Raw genomic sequence first — 21,755 nt, forward strand, 5'->3', positions numbered from 1 at the left:
CTGTTAGGGAATGATTTTTTACATTTTTTAACTGGTAATCTATTTATTAACTGTTTATATTCACTTTTTTACAAACAAAGTAGTATTTTCAAGGAAGTACCAAAATGAAAAAAACAATAATCTCATCTTTATTATTAGGCGCATTAACTACGCTAGTTTCTTTACCTGCTGCTGCAGAAAAAAAATAGCTTAATCCATGGACTGATTGTGGTATCGGCGCAATGATTTTTAATGATAATACTGCAGCTGCCGCTATCTCAAATGTCATTTGGGATTTAGGTACGACTGCCGTGTCGTCAAATATCTCTTCACAAGAAACGTGTGAAGGCGAAAAAGCAAGAACAGCAATGTTTATTAAAGCAACTATGCCTACAATAGAGCAAGAGCTTGCTGTTGGTGAAGGCGAATACATTACAGCTATGCTAGATCTTAGAGGTTGTGAAGCAAATACTCACGGTGAGATTGTAAAAGCAATCCGTGAAGATTATGCAGCTGAATCAGCGAATAACCCAGAAGCTTTATATAATGTTTTAGAAAGAAACGTAACATCTGATTTTGCTAAATCTTGTGCAACTAACGCATAAATTTAGTCATAAGTAATATCTGAAGGACCTTTTTAGGTCCTTTCTTTTTAGCTCAAACCTCAGAGTTTCACAGTGAAAATTCAATTACCTGCTTACCTATTTTTTATCACACTTTTATTGTTAACACCTTATGCAAAAGCAGAACACCAAACATTAGAAGAATTTTCAAACAATAAACAATGGCAAAAATTACTACATATAAAATCAGATAACCATAGTTTTATAACCAGCCCCCATTTTTGGCTAAGTGGCACAAATAATAGAAACACACTTTCTGAATTAAAAGCCACTATTAAAGCTTTCAAGCAGCCAGTAACTAAAAACCAGTCCAATGATCAACATGCACAATGTCAATTCCCAGCCAGATACCAGTTAATCAAAAAGCATATTGATATAGCACAACATGGTACATTCAAGGACATCAGTTGTGATAAGTACCAAAAGTGGCGAAAACAACTAAATATAAATTCCTTAAGCTTAGTATTTGCATCAGGGTACATGAGTAATCCAGCTTCAATGTATGGTCATCTATTTTTAAAACTCAATAGTGCAAATAGTAACAGTAACTTACTCGATTCAAGTATTAATTATGGCGCCATAGTGCCTAATTCAGAAAACCCAATAGTGTATGTTTTAAAAGGTATTTTTGGTGGCTATGATGCAGGCTTTTCAGATAAACAATTTTATCGCCATCATCATAATTACTCAGATATCGAGTTAAGAGACTTATGGGAATATAAACTCAATTTATCTCAATTTGATGTTGACTTAATTTCCAATCATATTTGGGAATTACTAGGAGTTAAATTTGATTATTATTTTATTGATGAAAATTGTGCTTTTCATATTGCAAAATTATTAGAGCTGGTTTTAGATGAACAACTGATTTCAGATAACAGTCTCTGGGTTATGCCAAGTTCAGTGGCAAAACAATTAACAAATCACAACTATCAGCAAAGCCTATTAGTAACTGATATTAAATATATACCTTCGAACGAATCAATTTTACATAACTTTTTTAAACAACTTACACAGTCTCAAAAACATGTTGCGCAAATCTTAGTTGAAAACAATTTTGATTTTTCAAATGATGACTATCAAAACCTTATCATCAAAGATAAACAAATTATCATTGAAGTGTTATTACAATATCTGGGTGTTATGCAAGTCAAAGATAAGGACAATCAAACCTTACTCAATTTCAAACAAAAACTACTGAAACAAAGGTTTATTTTGCCTTTAGGTAAATCATTAAATTTTAAAAATAATAAACAAAACTTAGCTGGGCATTTAGGCATGCCCCCCTCTAAATTTTCAGTTGGCGTATCAAATAGTGATACTCATTCTTATGGAACAATTGGCTTTAGAATGAATTACTTTGACCATTTATCTTTTGGTTCTAAAAATAAATTCACTAATGTAGAAATGCTTGACCTTAAGTTAGCCATTAGCGATCACGCATTGAAAATTAAAAAACTGGATGTGATAGATATTGCTTCTTTATATACAGTTCCTAAACTTTGGCAAGATACTTTCTCTGATGCTTGGGCTGTTACTGTAGGTTTCGAGCAAATTAATAATGAGTGCCTTAATTGCGGTGTATATTTTGCTCAAGGTCACTTAGGTAAATCCTATCTTGTTAATGAAAGTACGTTAATCTATTCCTTGTTAGGAGCGAAAGCTTTTGTTGGCTACCAAGATAAGATTTCTCTTTCGGCCCAGTTTGGTTTTATTACAACACTCAATAAAAAACTCAAATCTAAACTCGAATTTTCATATAGAGATAATCACAATTTAGCTGAACTCAGTAACACTAAGCTTAACTTTGAGTTAAATTACCATTTTGCACCTGATTGGGAATTACGACTCAATTATGAAAAACAGCAATCAAACTTAATCGGTATTAATCTTAATTATTTTTGGGATTTTTAAACCCCACTAGTTTAAATTTAAAGCTAAAATTCATCATCAAATTTATCGACTTTAACAGGGCAGGATCATACTTTAATTTATAATCAATAGTTTATCGATCACCTTTTAGTCTAAATAAACACTGGCTTCTCAATGAAAAATTTGATCAAATCTCTTTTGTTTTTCAGCAGCTAAAAGAGAAGTTATGAGTTTTATTGTTCATCTGGAAGAAATTGAAGATAACCGTAAGGATATCAATAAAAGCTATGATTTAGTGGACATAATATTTTTAACAATGGTAGCAGCACTCAGTGGCGCAGAAGGCTGGAAAGCCATTAAGTTATTCGGTGATGCTAAATTAGATTGCTTGCGCCAATTTAGAAAGTTTGAAAACGGCATCCCAATCAGGCACAGCATAGGGCGTATAATAAGGGGCATAAGTGCTGCACCTTAATGACTTGCTTTGGTGGTTGGATAAATAGCCAACGTAAAATTACAGGCAACGAGCATATAGCCTTTGATGGAAAAACGGTCAGAGGCTCAGGACACCACAACCATGTAGAAGCTTTACATCTGATGAATGCTATGGTGATAGAGAGTGGCTTAACCCTTTATCAATGTGAAAGTCAGGGCAAAAAAATGAAATCAAAACACTGACTTCAATGCTAGATGTTATCCCCGTCAAAGGCACCGTAATCTCAGCAGATGCATGCATTGTCAAAAAGAAATGACAAAAAAATAAGAGCAAAGGAAGCCGATTATGCTCTGCAAGTTAAAGATAATCATAAAAATTTGAAAGCTGAGATCGCAGCCTACTTCCATAAAGTTAGACGTGATAACCCAGAAAAGCTGGCAGAGCAGTCTGATATTGATGGGGAGCATGGCAGAATAATCGAAAGAAAATATAGCCTGCTGCCCGTCAGCGACTGGCTTGACGGAATTGATGCATGGACTGACATAAAAAGCTTGGTAGAAGTGAGCCGAACTCATCACCAGCAAGATAAAGAGAGTACTGAAACCAGTTATTACATCAGCTCTTTGGAAGGTGACCTAGAGCGTTTATCTCAGGTTATAAGAAATCACTGGTTAATAGAAAGCCACCACTGGGTGTTAGATGTTACTTTTAAGGAGGATGAAAGCTTAATTTACGCAGAAGATGGAGCCAAAAACATGGCTTTATTTAAACGAATGTTGCTAAATATAATAAAAGCTCACCCATCAAAAGACAGTATCGCAGGTAAGAGACAGCGCGCCGCTTGGGATGACAAATTCAGAGCGGAAATATTATTCGGTTAAAAAGTATAATCCCACCCTGTCAACGAGGTTAAATTTAGCAATAAAGTTATGAATGGATTTTGCCATAATAAATAAAATATACTAGGCTTAGATCGAGTTAATTTAAACATTAGTTATTTTAATATCCCTTTATAAAAAGAGCAAAAATTAGGAGATTGTATGTACTTTTAATAACTATGTTTAACAACAAAGTTAAACATAAATAGGAATGCTCATGAAAATTAAAAAGTACTATACGCTATTTTTTACATTAGGGGCTATGAGTCTTTCGTTACAGGCCCTAGAATTTAAAGACATTACTTTTGAAGCTGGCCACGAAAGTTTAAAGGAATGGATTTTACCAACAGAAGTTCCATACCCAGAAGGTAATAAACCTACATCTTCCAGAGTAGCATTGGGAAAAATGCTATTTTTTGACCCTCGCATAAGTGGTGATGGCAATATGTCTTGCTCATCCTGTCACAACGCTTTGCTTGGTTGGTCTGATGCCTTAGCAACCACTAAGGGTTCAAAAAGTAAGGTTCTTGGACGGGCATCACCGTCCATTATTAATACTGCATTTAATCCTTTACAAATGTGGGATGGACGAAAGAAATCGCTAGAAGATCAAGCCATAGGACCAATGGAGTCAGAAGCAGAAATGAATACTGATTTCGACAAGATGATGTTGTTGTTAAATCAATTACAAGACTATGTTGATGCCTTTGAATCAGCTTACCCAGGAGAAGGTATTAATAAAAAAACCATAGCAAAAGCAATCGCGAGTTACGAGCGTACAGTTATTAGTAACACATCTCCATTTGATGCATGGATAAAAGGTGATGAAAAGGCATTATCAAGTGAGCAAATTGAAGGTTTTAAATTATTTTCCGACCCGAAAAAGGGTAACTGTGAAGTTTGCCATAGTGCGCCAAACTTTACAGATAATGGTTTTCATAATATAGGTTTGGCATCTTTTGGTATTGATAAACCAGATATGGGGCGTTACGCACAAAAGCCTCTAAAACTGATGAAGGGCGCTTTTAAAACCCCAACATTAAGAGATATTAATCGGTCATCACCATATTTTCATGATGGTTCAGCAGGTACACTAGAAGATGTTATTGAGCATTATGTATTAGGGGGTGAAAATAAAACAAACCTTTCTCCAAATATGAAAAAGAGTAATTTGAATGACCTCGAAAAGAAACACATTGCTGCATTTCTTAATGTTTTGTCCAGCCCGATTAAACCCATAACACTTCCTATTTTACCGCAAAAATAAAAGGGTGGCATATGAAATTACTTATAAATAAGATCACTTTATTAGCAGTATTACTTTCAATAAATGTTGTTGCAGATGAATTTACTATTGGCCAAAAGAATAAGGCATTTTCAAAAGAAAATATTTCAATAAAAAAGGGAGACACAATTCACTTTTTAAATGAAGATCCTTTTTTTCATAATGTTTTTAGCTTATCTGATACTCAGTTTTTTGACTTGGGTTCATATCCAAAAGGAGAGTCAAAGGCGGTTGTATTTAATGAAGCCGGTAAGGTAGAAGTAGAGTGTGCTATCCATTCTGAAATGTTCTTAACCATAGAAGTTAAAGAGTAAATTAGTTATGAAAACAACCAATATACTAATAGTTATATATATATGCACATTATCATTATCAACGTTTGGTGGTGAATTTGATAATGGCGCTAAAATATATTCTTATAGTTGCGTATTATGTCATGGAAATAAAGGGATGGGCGATGGTTATCTGCCAATGAAAATTAAAGATTACCCCTCTACGAATCTATTTGAGAATATCAAAAGCAAAGATAGAGAAAATTTAATTAAAGTGATTAGTCAGGGTTTTTTATACAAAGATGTTGATGCATACATGCCACCATGGAAAGACGAACTATCAAAACGTGAAATTGCAGATTTAGCTGATTTTATTATATATTTAAGAACAGATACTCTGCCAGCAATTAACTTATTAGAACAATATTTAAATAAAATAAAGCGTTCTGTTAGAATAGGTGAGTTAATTTTTCAAACTCGTTGCATATTATGCCACGGAAAACAAGGTAGAGGAGACGGCCGCTTATCAAAAATAATAAAATCCCCTCCCCCAGCAAACCTCACTATAAGCCAGCTACCAACCGAAAGTATGAAAGCTATTATTAGTTATGGCGGCCAAAATGTAGGGCGCTCATCCAAAATGCCGCCTTGGGGAGACTTTTTAACGGACAGTGAAATTCAAGCTCTGATAGATTATGTGAAAACACTCAGAGAGTAGCTTGTAAAGTTTTTATCAATAAATAGAATAATTTGCTTCACTTTTTATATATAAAATTCCTAAAGCATATGTCTGTTTGGTAGTTATACCAATTATATTAATTAAGGGATCTAATATAATTTAGCATAAATTTTCAATAGCAAGGCGCTTGATTGAGCAATAGTTGGCTATTGGGATTGAAAGCAACGCAGCTATTGTATATAGGTCATTTAAATTGATCATATATTTATTGTAATTAATGGTATTATAATAAACCAATGGCCTATTCTATCAAAGTGAATAAGCCACAACAAATATCACTGTTCTTAATATGAATCAAATATTCGTTGTTTAAACCAAAATCAAAATAATTAAACGGTTATTATTATTTAATTAAGGCTTTTTAATGATATCAGCCAGATCATCACCACATCTATAATACTTCTAACTTCAATAGCTTTATTAATCTTTAAATTTAGAATATTAATAAGCGTTTTCACCTTATTAATGTTAAAATGCCGATCTTTTTAACATTCGATTCTTTTTATAGTTTGCTCATCAAAGACTTAACTATGTTGAACAAATACCCAAGTATTGGAATTGCAATGCGATTGAACAAAGCATATTAAGGTAAATTATTGTGGTTAAACCAGTTAAAGATACTAAATTTGATGAACTTTTAGAATTTCCCTGTCAACTTACTTTTCGTATCATGGGTTTGGCAAACACTAACCTAACAGATCAAATAATAGCTGTATTACAAATGTATGCACCAGGTGATTTTTCTCCTACAACAAAACCGAGCAGTAAAGGCACGTATGAATCTGTGAGTATCGCTACAACAGTAACAAGCAAAGAGCACATAGAACAGATTTACACTGAGCTTGGCAATATAGAAGACGTACGATACGTACTATAATAACTAGTTACTTATGGAGTCTTAACTTGAGTCAAAATAGCGTGATTATTCGTCAGTTAAATCGTCGTGGGTATGAAAGTGTATTGCATGCTATGCAAAGTTTTACCGATACCAGAACAGATGATACACCTGACGAAATATGGTTAGTTGAACATGAGCCTGTTTTCACACAAGGTCAAGCAGGTAAAGAAGAACATTTGCTTATGCCTGGTGATATTCCCGTGATTAAAGTTGATCGGGGCGGTCAAGTCACCTATCACGGACCTGGTCAACAAGTTTTATATGTCATGTTTAACCTTCGTAGGCTAAAAATAGGTATACGTGAACTTGTTACATGGCTTGAAGAAGCTATCGTAGAAACATTAGTTGAATACGGTATTAAAGCTTACGCCAAACCTGACGCGCCAGGTGTTTATGTTGATGACAGTAAAATTGCGTCTTTAGGATTAAGAGTACGTAAGGGATGTTCCTTTCATGGTTTAGCTTTAAATATAAACATGGATTTGACTCCTTTTTCACGTATAAACCCATGTGGTTACGCTGGTATGACTATGATACAAAGTAAAGATTTATCATGTCTACAAGACCTTGAAATAGCTTCAGATGGCTTAATTAGCTCTCTACTTAAAAAATTGCAGAAAAATAATACTGACCTTAAAAGCATTAAAATACAGGGGTTTGATAACGAATGACTCTTTTAGACAAGACACAAAATAAGCCAGTAAAAGTACAAGCTGGAATTAAACTTCGCGATGCCCAAAAGATGGCACATATTCCAATTAAAGTTATCGCAACCGAAAAAAGTGAAATGTTGCGCAAACCTGAGTGGTTAAAAATTCGTTTACCTAAATCAAGTGAACGCATTGATAGTATTAAAAAAGCAATGCGTAGCCGTGGATTAAGCTCTGTATGTGAAGAAGCTTCTTGCCCAAATTTATCAGAGTGTTTTAATCATGGAACGGCAACATTTATGATTTTAGGTGCAATATGTACACGTCGTTGCCCATTTTGTGATGTAGGTCATGGTCGCCCTTTAAAACCTGATGCGGAAGAGCCTGAAAAGTTAGCATTAACTATTCGAGATATGAAATTAAAATATGTTGTGATCACATCAGTGGATAGAGATGACTTACGTGATGGTGGCGCGCAACATTTTGCTGATTGTATTACCCAAATCAGGAAACACTGCCCTGGCATTACAATTGAAATTCTTGTACCTGACTTTAAAGGTCGTATGGACCGAGCTCTCGATATTTTAATTCAAACACCACCAGATGTTTTTAATCACAATCTAGAAACGGCGCCACGCTTATATAAACTAGCACGTCCAGGCGCAGGGTATAAATGGTCATTAGAGTTATTACGCCGCTTTAAAGAGGCACACCCTAATGTTAAAACTAAATCAGGATTAATGGTTGGATTAGGTGAAGAGATCTCAGAGATTGAGCAAGTCTTAAGGGATTTACGTGAGCATAACGTTGATATGTTAACTGTAGGCCAATACTTACAACCTTCAAAACACCATTTACCAGTTAAACGCTATGTACCGCCAGCAGAGTTTGATGCGTTAAAAGAGTACGCTGATGAAATTGGCTTCAGCCATGCCGCAAGTGGTCCATTTGTACGCTCTAGTTATCATGCAGACCAACAAGCTGCAGGTAACGAAGTAAAGTAGTCATATATTAAAAAACAAAAAAGCTTGATAATTTTATCAAGCTTTTTATATTTCTCTCATTCAATAGTAAATCACTGCTAAAATTTAAATATATCAATAATACAGCTATATACCCAAGCTGTGAAAACTGTATTTCCAAGTATTATGGGCATAGCAACCCGCGACACGAACAATCGACCGCTATCAAAAAAATATATTGCAAAAAAATCTAATCTTCTTCTATCTTACCTAAGCCTTTCGTACCTTTTTTAGCATCTAATTTATGATGTATCGCGGCTTTAATAAGCATATAGCCTGTGATAGGTGCCGTGATCAATAAGAAGATTGAAATTAATATTTCTTTTACGCTTATGGTGTCTGTTGTTACGCTGAAATAAATCATAGCAGCAATCAAAATACCAGCCATTCCTAAGGTTGTAGCCTTAGTAGGACCGTGTAAGCGCATAAAAAAATCTGGCATTTTATTTAGACCGATAGAGCCGATTAAAATAAAAATACCACCTCCTAATAATAATATAGATACTATCCATTCAAAAATCATAGTTAACCTTTATTCTATTATATCGCCACGAAGTAAGAATTTACATACTGCTACAGTGCTTACAAAGCCTAGCATCGCAATCAAAAGTGCGGCTTCAAAATATAGTGAAGTATCCATTTGTAAACCATATAAAATAATCAAAGCGATAGTATTAATATACATAGTATCTAAAGCTAAGATCCTATCTGGCACAGAAGGTCCCACAATCAAACGCCAAAGATTTAATATTAAAGCGATACCTATCATAGAAAATACAATCAAAATTATGGTATCTAACATTGGAAAATTTCCTTTAAAGGTGCTTCATATCTTTGTTTAATCATTTTGATTAATGCTTCTTCATCTTCTAAATCCAATACATGGATCAATAAATACTTCTGCGGTTCATGAACATCATTATTAATACTTTCAGATATTGGGTATATTTCAGCGCTCACAGTACCTGGCGTTAATGACACTGTACTTGCCAAAATCGTTATTGGCATTTCATGAGATAAATCCAAAGGCACTTTAACAAATGCAGGGCGTAATTTCTTAGTTGACCCTAATATTAAAATTGAGACTTGAACGTTTGCAATCACAATATCATAAAGTACTAATAAAAAATGCTTTAGCGCCAAACCTGGTTTTAAAATAAGCGGTTGTGGTTCTCTAAATCTAAATGTTAGTAACGGGATAAAAATAGCTAATATCGTTGCTAAAATTAAATGACCTACAGAAGCACTATTATTTAATAGTAACCAAACAACAAATAATAACAGACTACGAAATGGCGTTGGTAACCAAGATACCTTAGCTTCTAGCCTCATTATTTTACTCCATGGTTTGATATGGCTAAAACAGTATTTACATGGTTATTAACATCATGTAATTGTTTAGCTGCGGCCAATGTGAAATCAGTGATTTTTCCTGAAAAAATAACCATTAAAGGTGAACATAACAATAAAGCTATGATCACATTTGTTTTTAATGGTGCTGCCACTTCTGTCGTTGCTTCATTATTTGAGTGGCGCCAAAATAAAAAGCTACCCGCACGAGATAGTGCAATTAGTACAACAAAACTGGCAATCAAATACACAGGCCAAAATACAATCGTACCGGTGATTTGTGAAGAAGCTTTTAATAACCAGATTTTTCCTATAAAACCAGACATTGGCGGCATGCCCATTACAGCTAAAGCCGCAATTAAAAAACCACCACCTAAAATATAAGGTTGAGCCACAGGTTTACCTTCAACTAATCTATCTGATGCTTTACCCCTTTGAACTGAAATTAAATCAGCTAATAAAAATAGCACTGCAATCATTAAAGTTGAATGGATAATGTAATAAAGTGCAGCAGCAGTTGCCATAACAGAGTGCATACTCACTGCAGCAACTAAGGTTCCGACAGAAATAATAACAAGATTAGCGGTTAATTTTCTTAAGCCTTCGCTGGCTAATACACCCAGAGTACCGATCACAATCGTTAATATTGATAAAGGCCATAACCATGGTTGCGCCATAAACGCTAATTCACCGGCTTGTTCACCAAAAATGATTGTATAAACTCTAAACATGGCATAAACACCCACTTTAGTCATAATAGCAAACATAGCAGCGACAACAGGCAAAGCTGATGAATACGTTTTTGGTAACCATAAATGAAGTGGTAAAATAGCCGCTTTTAAGCCAAATACAATTAATAGTAATAAGCCGCCTATTTTAGCTAAAGCAACATCATCACCTGTCAATAGAGATACTTTCACTGCCATATCAGCAATATTTAATGTTCCCAACACACCATATAACACACCTAAGCCAATTAAAAATACACTTGAACCTATTAAGTTCAAAATAACATAATGTAGCGCTGAGCGTGTTTTATGCTTATCACCAGCATGTATTAGCAAAGAATATGAAGCGATTAATAACACTTCAAAAAATACAAATAAATTAAATAAATCTCCAGTTAAAAAAGCACCATTAACACCCATGACTAAAAACTGCATCAAAGGATGAAAAAAACGGCCTTTTTCATCATCACCCGCACTTGCGTAAGTAATACAACATAAAGCCAAAAATGACGTTAATGAAATCAAAAGTGTTGCCAGCATATCACTTACTAGCACGATGCCAAATGGTGCACTCCAATTACCAAGAGCATAAACTTCAATATTATTTGTAGTACTATTCATTAACAGTGCTATGGAAGCTATTAACGTGAATAAAGCAAATGCTTGAGACAAGGCGCGTCTAATTTTTTTGTTTTTTCCGCAGGGCGGCAGCAATAATAAAATTGCCCCTAACATAGGTAATAATATAGGCAAGGTCACTAAGTGGCCCATTAACGAGTCTCCCTTTGAAGTACTTTGTTTTTATTCGGAATTATTCCATCTACATGATCATTACCTAAATCGGCTCTACCACGAATAGATAAAATAACGACAAATGCTGTCATCGCAAAACCAATTACAATTGCAGTTAATACTAAAGCTTGAGGCAAAGGATCTGCATATTGTGCTGACTTCCCTAATACCGCAGCTTGGTTAGAGTTAAGTCGCCCTGACGCAAATAAAAATAAATTTACCGCGTAAGACATCATAGTCAAACCTAAAACAACTGGAAAAGTACGCGCTCTTAATATTAAAAAAAGTCCGCACGTTACTAAAATACCAACACATGACGCATATAAAATCTCCATTACTTACTTTCCTTAGGTTCTGTTCCTATGGTGAGCTTTCCTAAGCTCGCTAAAATCATCAAAGTAGCACCAACAACAGTAATATAAACACCTAAATCAAAGGCAATAGCACTAGCCAGTTCCACTTTCCCTACAAGTGGAACTTTAAAATACTCAAACCAACTGGTTAAAAATGGACGGTCAAAGAATAAACTGCCAACACCGGTCAACAAAGCGATCAAAATGCCAGAAGCAATAATTTTTCTATAGTTTGCATCAAATCGAGATGAAACCCATTGAGAGCCATGTGCTATATACTGCAAAATAAATGCTGTTGCAGTGATCAATCCCGCAATAAAACCGCCACCAGGAAGGTTATGACCTCTTAAAAAAATATATACTGAAACCAATAAAGCTAAAGGCAATAAACTTTGAGATACACTTGCAAGTAAAATTGGATGACGCTCTTTAGCCCATGGACGTCCTTCTCCATCACTTGATGGCATAAACAAGGGTAAATTAGTTAAAAGTTTATAAATGCCTAATGCAGCAATACCTAAAACAGTAATTTCACCTAAAGTATCAAAACCCCTAAAATCAACCAGAATCACATTAACTACATTACTACCACCACCACCTATTTTGGCATTAGCTAAAAAAAAGTCAGATATTGATGATAATGGACGTGTCAGCATGGCATAACAAATGCTGCCCACAACGATACCAATACTTGAAGCCATTCCAAGATCTCTTAAAATTCGTGGAGAGCTAGATTCTTTTGGTGTTTTTTGAGGTAAAAAGAATAAAGCGAGCATTAATAAAATAACCGTTACAACTTCAACAATTAACTGAGTTAAAGCTAAATCTGGTGCTGAAAAGCGCGTAAATGCAACTGACACCATCAGACCTACAATAGAAATACTTAATAATGCAATGATACGTACTCTATGCCAAATTATGGTTGCCAAGGCACCCGCTATCAATAAGCCCGCACCCACGGCATTTTGTGGCGAAATAGGCATTAACGCTTCACTTCCAGCAAGCTTGACCATATCAAATAAAGGTAAACCAGCTAATACAAGAACGCAGAGCAAGAATAAAAAGATATATCTTTGCAGTGAAGAGTTTTCAAATACATTTATCAATTTAGCACTATAATTGACTGAATTTTGAACCCAAAATTCAAACCACGCTTTTGCATCAATACTCGGTAAAGACGCTTGAAATTGGAAGAAGTATTTTCTTTGTGTATATACAAATAAACCTAATACAACAGCGATAAAGCTCATCAATAAAGGTAAGTTGAATCCATGCCATATAGCTAAACTATATTCAGGCAGTGCGTGACCTACGACAGCAATTGATGCTGATGTTAAAATACCATCCACTACAAAATTAGGCATTATACCTACAACAATACAAAGGGCGACTAAAATTTCAACAGGAACGCGCATATACCTTGGTGGCTCATGAGGAGGGGGGGTTAAGCATATCCGTTCTCCATTAAAGAAAACATCATGAATAAATCGTGCCGAATACGCTACTGCAAATACACCCGCTAATGTAGCCAGTACAGGGATCAACCAAGACATTGAGCCTAAAACTTGTTGATGCAAAGTTTCAGCAAAAAACATTTCTTTAGACAAAAAACCATTCAATAAAGGCACACCAGCCATAGAAGCTGATGCGACCATAGCGAGTGTTGCAGTATAGGGCATAAACTTAAATAAACCATTTAACTTACGCATATCACGAGAGCCAGTTTCATGATCAATAATACCTGCGGCCATAAATAGCGAGGCTTTAAAAATGGCGTGGTTAATTATATGAAATATTGCAGCTACGGCTGCAAGTTGCGTATCTAGTCCTAATAGCAAAGTAATTAAACCTAAATGACTAATCGTTGAATACGCTAATAAACCTTTAAGATCATGCTTAAATAAAGCAATATAAGCGCCAAATAATAACGTCGCTAACCCCGTTAAACCAACAATTAAGAACCAAAGGTCTGTCCCAGCTAAAGCAGGATAAAAACGCGCTAGTAAAAATATCCCAGCTTTTACCATAGTTGCAGAATGTAAATACGCGCTTACTGGTGTAGGAGCACTCATGGCATGCGGCAACCAAAAGTGGAATGGAAACTGAGCTGACTTAGTAAATGCACCTAATAAAATCAGCACTAAGGTAACAGGATAAAGTGTATGATTTTTAATTAATTCGCCACTTTTCAAAACAACATCTAAGTCATAGCTACCCACAATATCGCCAAGTATAATCAATCCAGCCAATAAAGCTAAACCACCGGCACCAGTGACTGCAAGCGCCATTCTTGCGCCTTTTCTTGCTGCGGATTGATGCCACCAGAAACTAATCAGTAAAAAAGAACTTACACTGGTTAGCTCCCAGAAAAGCCACAGCTGAATAATGTTACTCGATAAAACAATACCTAGCATTGCCGTCATAAATAACATTAAAAATGCATAAAACTTAGCCATTGAATCTTTGGCACTTAAGTAATATCTGGCATATAAGATTACGAGTAGACCGATGCCTAAGATCATAAATACAAATAATAAAGCAAGACCATCAAGTCTAAATGATAAATTTATTCCCATTGCTGGTATCCATTGAAGGGAATACAGCAAAGTCTTACCAGCAAAGACTACTGGCGTATAATAAATTGCAATACCTAGCGCTATTGCAGGCATTGTTGCAGTTAACCAAGCACTTGTTGTTCTGTTTAAATTTCCAGTAACTGATGCAATAACACTAGCTAATAAAGATAATATGGGGATCCATAGCAAAGCCATTTGTTTATTTTATTTCCTGAATCTAAATTCAAATCCATGAAATCATATCACTTATGCACCTCAGCAGAATAGCTATTAAGGGTGAATTCTGACGAAATAATATAAAAACAGCTTAACAAATAACTTATTGATAAAGCAAAGCCCAACTTAACTTAAAACACTTGGTAATATTTAACACCGGTAACCTTATTTATATCGATTAAAGTAACTCTTTATTATTCAGATACTGCACTGCCAAGGGGTTATTTTGTGCTGCTGATAATTTTAAATAACGCATAGCCACTTTTTTGTCAGCTTTCCCCCCAATACCATTTAATAACATTTTTCCATAAAAGTACTGTGCAAAGCTGTCCGATGCTGAATTACTTGCATCTAGATAGTAGGCTCTCGCTTTTTTAAATTCTGATTTTTCATAAAAAATACGTGCTAAGTGAGATTGAGCAAGTGGCCAGTCATTTGCTTTTTTCAGATGATTGATAGCTAAAGGTATCTCTCCTTTTGCTTCATAAATTAATGCTAATTGAAGCAATGCACCTTTAAATCCAAGATTTGCAGCATATTGATACCAATAATGAGTTTGCGCATATTTAGAAAATGCCATAGTGAAAACAGGAAAGTCGCCTAAATGATGTTTGATATTTAAGTTTAATTTTTTTTGATAGCTGACAGGAAAAGTTTTATCTAAATATTGCATTAGCGTTAATTCACTTACTGTTTTATAAGCGTTGACGTTAGTACCACTACAACTCGGAACAGAATTAAAACCTTGTAAATTTACCTCTCCTTTTTGCATTAAAGTGAGCTGACTACGCTGTAAATTTAACGCTGTTAATTTACAGCGCTTTTTTTGTTTAAATTGAGACAATTTATATTCATCTTCAAAACCAAAAAAGTGCATAAATTCGTGTTGGAAAACAGTAAAATCACTGTTTTGTGCTAAATACATCACCCCTTGATTTACATTAGCTTTTCCTTTATCGGCAATAATCATCAGATGGCGAATGCCTTTAGGCCAATCTTTTGAGGTTGCCAGATGTGTTAAATCACACGATATTGTTTTATTTATTGCTGTAAAACATTTTAACTTAGACTTTTCGATATACAGCGGTTTACTAAAGCAAACAGGTAAACTTGATAAATAAACATGTGTATTAAAATCTTTAACAACAGAAATGGCTTGCATAAGCCCGGTATAACTACTCGCTATTGGTACAATATTTATTTTACATGCTGTTATATTTAACTGTTTTTCATTGATATCAAAATCAATGCCCATCTTTAATATATTATGATTAATATCTTCATAATGTTCACCTAGAGGCACAACAGATAAAGGCAGAGAATTATGTAGTTGTGATAAGTAATGCCACTCAGGTGAGTCTTGAGGGTCCAGAAAACCTTTTATCTTTGACCATTTATGCTGCTTTTCATAAAGCACTAAAATACTTTGCCTTGCTAACTTTATATCAGCAATAGTTTGAGCTTGGTTTAATATCTTAAAATATAGCTTTTCGGCTAATAAATAGCGCTGTCGTTTTTCATATTTATTTGCTAATAATCCCATTGCCTTCAAATCATTTTGGGCAGATAAATACCTTAGACTACCAATATCCTCATAGGCAGAGTCTGGTAATTGGCTCTTTTCTCGAATCAATTTAGCAAATTGATAATTACCATCGGCATAGTGAATTTGCAATGTTTGCATAGATAAATTAGAAGAGTTTAATACAAAAACCGCGAGGCAAAAATATAAAAGCCGAAACGATTGCTTCGGCCTGAAATTCAAAATAAAACACATGCTTTTACTGTACTGCTTGAGTGACTTCTAAAGCTTGATTTTGCAATACTTGTAGTTCAAGTCTTGCGTATTTGTACTCAACAAACTCATGTACATTCGTTGCCAACGCCAATTTAAAATACTCTAAAGCTCTCGCGTTATTACCATCATACTGATGTTGCTTTGCTAAATAAAAATAAGCTTCACATAAACGTTCAGCGTATTGCTGATGATTATCTATATTTTTATCTAAGCCCGCTAAAAAGTCTTTTTCACTTAAATCACCACTATATAATGATACCAGTTGATAAGCCCAATTATCAGAGTTTAATTTTTGAGCATGTTGTTTTAGGTGTTTTACAGCATCAGGTTTCGATATTGCCTGTTCAGCTAAGTATAACCAAACTACACGATATGCATCATCAGGCGCATAATCTAAAAATTTTTTAAAATCAGACTGAGCAAGCTGTGCCCTGTCACCATAATATAATGCTATACCTCTATTAAGGTATGCATATTCATGTTCTGGTTTTAAATCCAAAACAGAATCAAACATTTCATAGGCTTTAGTATATTGTTGCTTAAGCGTTAAATGAATGCCTAAAAAATTATAAACCTCTGGTAAATCAGGCTTTAATTTAATTGTACGATTGAAGTCTATCCAAGCTAAGGTTTGCATACCTAAACTGTCGAACAATACACCTCTATCATAATAAAGCTGTGCTTTTTGCTCATTAGTTAAGTTGGCACGATAAAGTAATTCACTATATCTTGCAATTGCGATTTCACTTCTTACATCTGACTCTAGTGGTGTAGTGAAAGCCACATTCACAATTGGAGTTTCAGTTTTTTTTGGTGTCGATTGACATGCCATTAAACTTAAACCTAATAATGTACCTAGTAATATATGTTTAAATTGCATCGATTTCCCTAACATTAATAACCGACTAAAAGAGTTTACTAATAAGAGTATAGCCTATTCTTTTGGTTCAATTAAACCTATTAAAAATAATAAATAACCATTTATTAAAAAATAAAAAAGGGCCTAAAGGCCCTTTTCGAATAAACTAATTTTTAGTTTAAACTACTCAGCAACAGGTGCTTCAGTTGGTGCAGCTGGCGCCATTGCTTCTTTGATACTTAAGCGAACACGTCCTTGACGGTCAACTTCAACAACTTTAACTTTAACTTCTTGACCAACTTTAAGGTGGTCAGCAACATTATTTACGCGCTCTTGACAGATCTGTGAAATATGAACTAAACCATCTTTACCAGGGAGTACATTTACAAATGCACCAAAATCAACGATACGTACAACTTTACCATTGTAGATAGTACCGACTTCAAGCTCTGCAGTGATTTGCTCGATACGCTCGATTGTAGCACGTGCGCTTGCACCATCAGTTGCAGCAATTTTAATTGTACCGTCATCTTCAATTTCGATGGTTGTGCCAAATTCTTCAGTTAACGCACGAATTACCGCGCCACCTTTACCAATTACATCTGCAATTTTCTTCGGTGGGATATTCATTTTATAAATACGCGGTGCAAATTCAGATAACTCTTCTGAAGGAGCAGAAATAGCCTCATCCATCACAGTTAAAATGTGAAGACGTGCAGCTTTAGCTTGAGTTAAAGCAATTTGCATGATTTCTTGAGTAATACCTTCAATTTTGATATCCATCTGAAGTGCTGTAATACCGCCTTGAGTACCAGCTACTTTAAAGTCCATATCGCCTAAATGATCTTCATCACCTAAGATATCTGAAAGTACGACAAATTTTTCCTCTTCTTTAACTAGACCCATTGCAATACCAGCAACAGAAGCTTTAATTGGTACACCCGCGTTCATAAGTGCAAGTGAAGAACCACATACAGAAGCCATTGAAGATGAACCATTAGATTCTGTGATCTCAGATACAACACGAATTGAGTATGGGAATTCAGTTAACGTTGGCATTACAGCTTTCATACCACGCTTAGCTAAGTTACCGTGACCAATTTCACGACGCTTTGGAGAACCAACAAAACCCGTTTCGCCTACACAGAATGGAGGGAAGTTATAATTAAGCATGAAGTGATTCTTTTGCGTGCCTAAAAGATCATCAATTAGTTGTGAGTCTCTTTCCGTACCTAAAGTCGTTGTAACGATTGCTTGAGTTTCACCACGAGTAAAAATTGAAGAACCGTGAGTACGTGAAAGTACGCCTGTTTTAACATCTAATGCACGAACTGAAGCAGGATCACGACCATCAATACGCTTTTCGCCAGCAATGATACGACCACGAACGACATTCTTCTCTAAAGAACCAAAAAGCTTACCCACTTCTTGAGAATCTAGTTTTGCGTCTTCAGCAAGTTCAGCCGTTAAAGTGTCAATGACTAATGATTTTGCTTCATTAAGAGCATCTTTGCGTGCCACTTTATCTGTGATCAAGTAAGCCGCACCGATCTTTTCTTCTGCAATAGCTGCAATTTTATCTGCTAAAGCGACATCTTTCTCAGGTGCAGTCCAATCCCAAGTTGGTTTACCTGCTTCAATTTTAAATTCGTTTACTGCGGTTATGATGGCTTGAGATTGTTCATGACCATAAACAACAGCACCTAGCATTACGTCTTCAGGTAATACATCTGCTTCTGATTCAACCATTAACACTGCTTTATCTGTACCAGCAACAACTAAATCTAATTGACTATTTTCAAGTTCAGTCACTGAAGGGTTAAGTACATATTGACCATCAACGTAACCAACGCGAGAAGCACCGATAGGGCCATTAAATGGAATACCAGAGATTGCTAATGCTGCAGATGTACCAATCATAGTAACTATATCAGGTTGGATTTCTGGATTTGAAGACATTACAGTTGCAATAACTTGTACTTCATTCATGAAACCATCTGGGAATAATGGACGGATCGGACGGTCAATTAAACGGGCGATAAGTGTTTCGCCATCGTTTGGACGACCTTCACGCTTTAAGAAGCCACCAGGGATACGACCAGCAGCATACATACGCTCTTGATAATTAACTGTAAGTGGGAAGAAATCTTGACCCGCTTTAACGTCTTTTTTACCAACAACAGTTACTAAAACTGAAGTATCACCGATGCTTGCTAATACTGCGCCACATGCTTGGCGTGCAATTGCACCCGTTTCTAGGGTTACTTCGTGTTGACCTAGTTGAAATTTTTTAATTATTGCTTGCACTTAATATTCCTTAATAAATAAGTATGAAATTGTAATTTTGCTTTAAGTACCAATTCCAGTAGTTAATTGTACTAATGAACACTGTTCCAACTCGTTTAAAGTTAAACACCTCAGATCAATTAACTACTACAATTGGTATCCGTGCTTAGTATACTTTACAAAGCACATGATAGTAATAAATAGACATAAAAAAAGAGGCCAAAAGCCTCTTTTTTTAATCAAAATCTTAGCAGCTAATTAACGACGTAGGCCAAGCTCTTGGATCAACGCTTTGTAAGACTCTACTTTTTTACCTTTAAGGTAATCAAGAAGTTTACGACGTTGGCTAACTTTACGTAAAAGACCACGACGAGAATGGAAATCATGTATATGGCTTTTAAAATGGCCTTGTAGCTTGTTGATATCATGTGTTAATAATGCAACTTGAACTTCAGGTGAACCAGTATCGCCTTCAGCGCGTGCAAATTTAGCAATGATTTCAGCAGTTTCTTGAGTACTTAGTGACATGTGTAACTCCAATATTTAAAATTTAGACTCTTTATAAAAAGAGTACTTAAGGTGCTTAAGCCGATCACTAATTCAGCAAAAACGATTCGGACAAGATTATACGGGTTTACATAGCGGTCTGCAAATACTTTATTAACATGTATTTAGTTATTCAAGCTTCACATTAACTTACACTCCCTAGTGCGATTAATATTTACTGAGGTTGTAAGCTTTCTAAGGTTCGCTTAGCCTTTAATTCACCTTTAGCATTTTTTTCACCAACGCCGATAAATGTTTTAGCGCTACCTGCTGTAACCCTCACAACACCTTCTTGTAAGCCTTTTATAAAAATGCTTCGACCATTTGCAAAAAAACGTCCATCTTTTTCACTTATATTCACTTCCTTAAGATCTGCAACAGCAGTATCCATAGGCAATAACAATGTATCTAAAACAATATAAGCATCAGCTGATATTTGTTCTCTTTTATCGGACTCACTTTTTTTACCACGATCAAGTAATTCTTGTATTTGATCTAGCGTAACCATTTGCTCGCTTGGGTAATTACCAACTTTAGACCTATGCAACATAATAACGTGAGCGCCACAACCTAGTAACTCTCCTAAATCATCGATAATCGTTCTAATGTAAGTCCCTTTACTCACATGAGCAGTCATTTGAATTTCATTAGTTCCACTATCGAATTCATCAAAAGTGAGGCTGAAAACATTGATTTTTCTACACTTGCGTGGCACCTCAATACCTTCTCTTGCATATTTATATAAAGGTCGGCCTTCATACTTTAATGCAGAGTACATAGATGGGTATTGATCAGATATACCTTCAAATGTCTTTATGGCATCTTCAATTTGTGCCTGTGTTACTTCTACAGGCTTCTTACAAACCACATCACCTTGAGAATCTGAAGTTGTTGTACGAACACCTAATTTTGCACGTACAATATAAGTTTTATCTGTATCTAATAAAAACTGTGAAAACTTAGTCGCTTCTCCAAAGCATATCGGCAACATGCCTGTTGCCAATGGATCTAACGCACCAGTATGACCAGCCTTTTGAGCATAATAAATCGCTTTAGCACGTTGTAAAACATTATTAGATGAAAGCCCTTCTTGTTTATTTAATAACAAGACACCATTAATAGGGCGACCTTTAGACCTTCTTGCCATCTTTTAAAACCTATTACTTTAAATTTTTGAATTATCTTCGTCGTTATCAGCGATATCTTCATTGCTATCTATGATATCTTCACCACGTCTTTCATTATCTGTACGAACTGCAGTTTCAACTAGGTTAGAAATACGCATACCATCCATTAATGATGTATCTAATACAAATTTAAGGTCTGGCATGATACGCGCGCGTATACGTTTACCTAAAAGAGAACGGATATAACCCGTTGCATCATTTAATATTGCTACACTATTTTTACCACTATTTTCATCTTTTTGATCTAAGACAGTTATAAAGATTCTTGCGTAAGATAAATCACGAGATACTTCAACAGCTGAAACCGTTACAAAACCTAAACGTGGATCTTTTATTTCTCTTTGTAAAATCTGTGCTATTTCTTTTTGAATAGACTGACTTACGCGATCTGTACGAGAAAACTCTCTCAT

Annotated in this window: 23 protein-coding genes; 11 read left to right on the forward strand and 12 right to left on the reverse strand. The window is 35.2% G+C overall.

What is annotated here, in order from left to right:
* Positions 1–212 precede the first annotated feature (212 nt).
* From CJF42_RS04245 to lipA, 11 genes are all read left to right on the forward strand, one after another.
* Positions 213–584: a DUF3015 family protein gene (locus CJF42_RS04245; protein ID WP_286203466.1), complete on the forward strand. Its 372-nt coding sequence runs from the start codon at positions 213–215 to the stop codon at positions 582–584.
* Between the two features lie 72 nt (positions 585–656).
* Entirely contained in the window at positions 657–2,516 is a 1,860-nt protein-coding gene (locus CJF42_RS04250) for an Lnb N-terminal periplasmic domain-containing protein (RefSeq protein WP_095365490.1), read from the forward strand.
* 184 nt (positions 2,517–2,700) lie between these two features.
* On the forward strand, positions 2,701–2,949 hold the full coding sequence (locus CJF42_RS04255; RefSeq protein ID WP_095365491.1) for a transposase family protein: 249 nt from the start codon (positions 2,701–2,703) through the stop codon (positions 2,947–2,949).
* Positions 2,949–3,152, forward strand: a complete 204-nt coding sequence (locus CJF42_RS04260) for a hypothetical protein (protein WP_095365492.1) — start codon at positions 2,949–2,951, stop codon at positions 3,150–3,152. Before CJF42_RS04255 ends, CJF42_RS04260 begins: the two co-directional genes overlap by 1 nt.
* 57 nt (positions 3,153–3,209) lie before the next feature.
* A complete protein-coding gene (locus CJF42_RS04265; RefSeq protein ID WP_170940471.1) occupies positions 3,210–3,791 on the forward strand; it encodes an ISAs1 family transposase in 582 nt (193 codons plus the stop codon).
* Between the two features lie 214 nt (positions 3,792–4,005).
* Positions 4,006–5,055 carry a cytochrome-c peroxidase gene (locus CJF42_RS04270; RefSeq protein ID WP_095365494.1) on the forward strand — a complete coding sequence of 350 codons (1,050 nt, stop codon included), beginning with the start codon at positions 4,006–4,008 and terminating at the stop codon, positions 5,053–5,055.
* A gap of 11 nt (positions 5,056–5,066) precedes the next feature.
* A complete protein-coding gene (locus CJF42_RS04275; protein ID WP_095365495.1) occupies positions 5,067–5,387 on the forward strand; it encodes a cupredoxin domain-containing protein in 321 nt (106 codons plus the stop codon).
* 7 nt (positions 5,388–5,394) lie between these two features.
* Positions 5,395–6,063, forward strand: a complete 669-nt coding sequence (locus CJF42_RS04280; RefSeq protein WP_095365496.1) for a c-type cytochrome — start codon at positions 5,395–5,397, stop codon at positions 6,061–6,063.
* A gap of 619 nt (positions 6,064–6,682) precedes the next feature.
* The gene (gene ybeD / locus CJF42_RS04285) at positions 6,683–6,961 is read left to right on the forward strand and encodes a DUF493 family protein YbeD (protein ID WP_095365497.1); all 279 of its coding nucleotides are present in this window, start codon (positions 6,683–6,685) and stop codon (positions 6,959–6,961) included.
* Between the two features lie 26 nt (positions 6,962–6,987).
* Complete coding sequence (gene lipB, locus CJF42_RS04290) at positions 6,988–7,653, forward strand: lipoyl(octanoyl) transferase LipB (RefSeq protein ID WP_095365498.1); 666 nt, start codon at positions 6,988–6,990, stop codon at positions 7,651–7,653.
* Positions 7,650–8,636, forward strand: coding sequence for a lipoyl synthase (lipA, locus tag CJF42_RS04295; RefSeq protein WP_095365499.1), 987 nt, complete (start codon positions 7,650–7,652; stop codon positions 8,634–8,636). Before lipB ends, lipA begins: the two co-directional genes overlap by 4 nt.
* 208 nt (positions 8,637–8,844) lie before the next feature.
* Here the strand turns inward: lipA and CJF42_RS04300 are convergent, their stop codons facing one another.
* The 12 genes from CJF42_RS04300 to rbfA all read right to left on the reverse strand — a co-directional run bounded on the left by CJF42_RS04300 (position 8,845) and on the right by rbfA (position 21,755).
* Positions 8,845–9,177, reverse strand: a complete 333-nt coding sequence (locus tag CJF42_RS04300) for a Na+/H+ antiporter subunit G (RefSeq protein WP_095365500.1) — start codon at positions 9,175–9,177, stop codon at positions 8,845–8,847.
* A 9-nt stretch (positions 9,178–9,186) separates the two neighbouring features.
* A complete protein-coding gene (locus tag CJF42_RS04305) occupies positions 9,187–9,456 on the reverse strand; it encodes a K+/H+ antiporter subunit F (RefSeq protein ID WP_095365501.1) in 270 nt (89 codons plus the stop codon).
* Complete coding sequence (locus CJF42_RS04310; RefSeq protein ID WP_095365502.1) at positions 9,450–9,986, reverse strand: Na+/H+ antiporter subunit E; 537 nt, start codon at positions 9,984–9,986, stop codon at positions 9,450–9,452. The genes CJF42_RS04305 and CJF42_RS04310 overlap by 7 nt, the downstream gene beginning before the upstream one ends.
* Positions 9,986–11,503, reverse strand: coding sequence for a monovalent cation/H+ antiporter subunit D (locus CJF42_RS04315; protein ID WP_095365503.1), 1,518 nt, complete (start codon positions 11,501–11,503; stop codon positions 9,986–9,988). The genes CJF42_RS04310 and CJF42_RS04315 overlap by 1 nt, the downstream gene beginning before the upstream one ends.
* The gene (locus CJF42_RS04320; RefSeq protein WP_095365504.1) at positions 11,503–11,859 is read right to left on the reverse strand and encodes a Na+/H+ antiporter subunit C; all 357 of its coding nucleotides are present in this window, start codon (positions 11,857–11,859) and stop codon (positions 11,503–11,505) included. Before CJF42_RS04320 ends, CJF42_RS04315 begins: the two co-directional genes overlap by 1 nt.
* Entirely contained in the window at positions 11,859–14,648 is a 2,790-nt protein-coding gene (locus CJF42_RS04325; protein ID WP_095365505.1) for a monovalent cation/H+ antiporter subunit A, read from the reverse strand. Before CJF42_RS04325 ends, CJF42_RS04320 begins: the two co-directional genes overlap by 1 nt.
* Before the next feature lie 199 nt (positions 14,649–14,847).
* On the reverse strand, positions 14,848–16,353 hold the full coding sequence (locus tag CJF42_RS04330; RefSeq protein ID WP_095365506.1) for a tetratricopeptide repeat protein: 1,506 nt from the start codon (positions 16,351–16,353) through the stop codon (positions 14,848–14,850).
* 97 nt (positions 16,354–16,450) lie between these two features.
* Entirely contained in the window at positions 16,451–17,347 is an 897-nt protein-coding gene (gene nlpI, locus CJF42_RS04335) for a lipoprotein NlpI (RefSeq protein WP_095365507.1), read from the reverse strand.
* Between the two features lie 162 nt (positions 17,348–17,509).
* Positions 17,510–19,633, reverse strand: coding sequence for a polyribonucleotide nucleotidyltransferase (pnp, locus tag CJF42_RS04340; RefSeq protein WP_095365508.1), 2,124 nt, complete (start codon positions 19,631–19,633; stop codon positions 17,510–17,512).
* Positions 19,634–19,870: 237 nt separating this feature from the next.
* Positions 19,871–20,140 (reverse strand): 30S ribosomal protein S15, encoded by a 270-nt coding sequence (rpsO, locus tag CJF42_RS04345; RefSeq protein WP_091979576.1) that lies wholly within the window; start codon positions 20,138–20,140, stop codon positions 19,871–19,873.
* A 193-nt stretch (positions 20,141–20,333) separates the two neighbouring features.
* Positions 20,334–21,305 carry a tRNA pseudouridine(55) synthase TruB gene (gene truB, locus CJF42_RS04350; protein WP_095365509.1) on the reverse strand — a complete coding sequence of 324 codons (972 nt, stop codon included), beginning with the start codon at positions 21,303–21,305 and terminating at the stop codon, positions 20,334–20,336.
* An 18-nt stretch (positions 21,306–21,323) separates the two neighbouring features.
* Complete coding sequence (gene rbfA / locus CJF42_RS04355) at positions 21,324–21,755, reverse strand: 30S ribosome-binding factor RbfA (RefSeq protein ID WP_095365510.1); 432 nt, start codon at positions 21,753–21,755, stop codon at positions 21,324–21,326.

This window comes from Pseudoalteromonas sp. NBT06-2 (genome assembly GCF_002276045.1).
Lineage (GTDB): Bacteria > Pseudomonadota > Gammaproteobacteria > Enterobacterales > Alteromonadaceae > Pseudoalteromonas.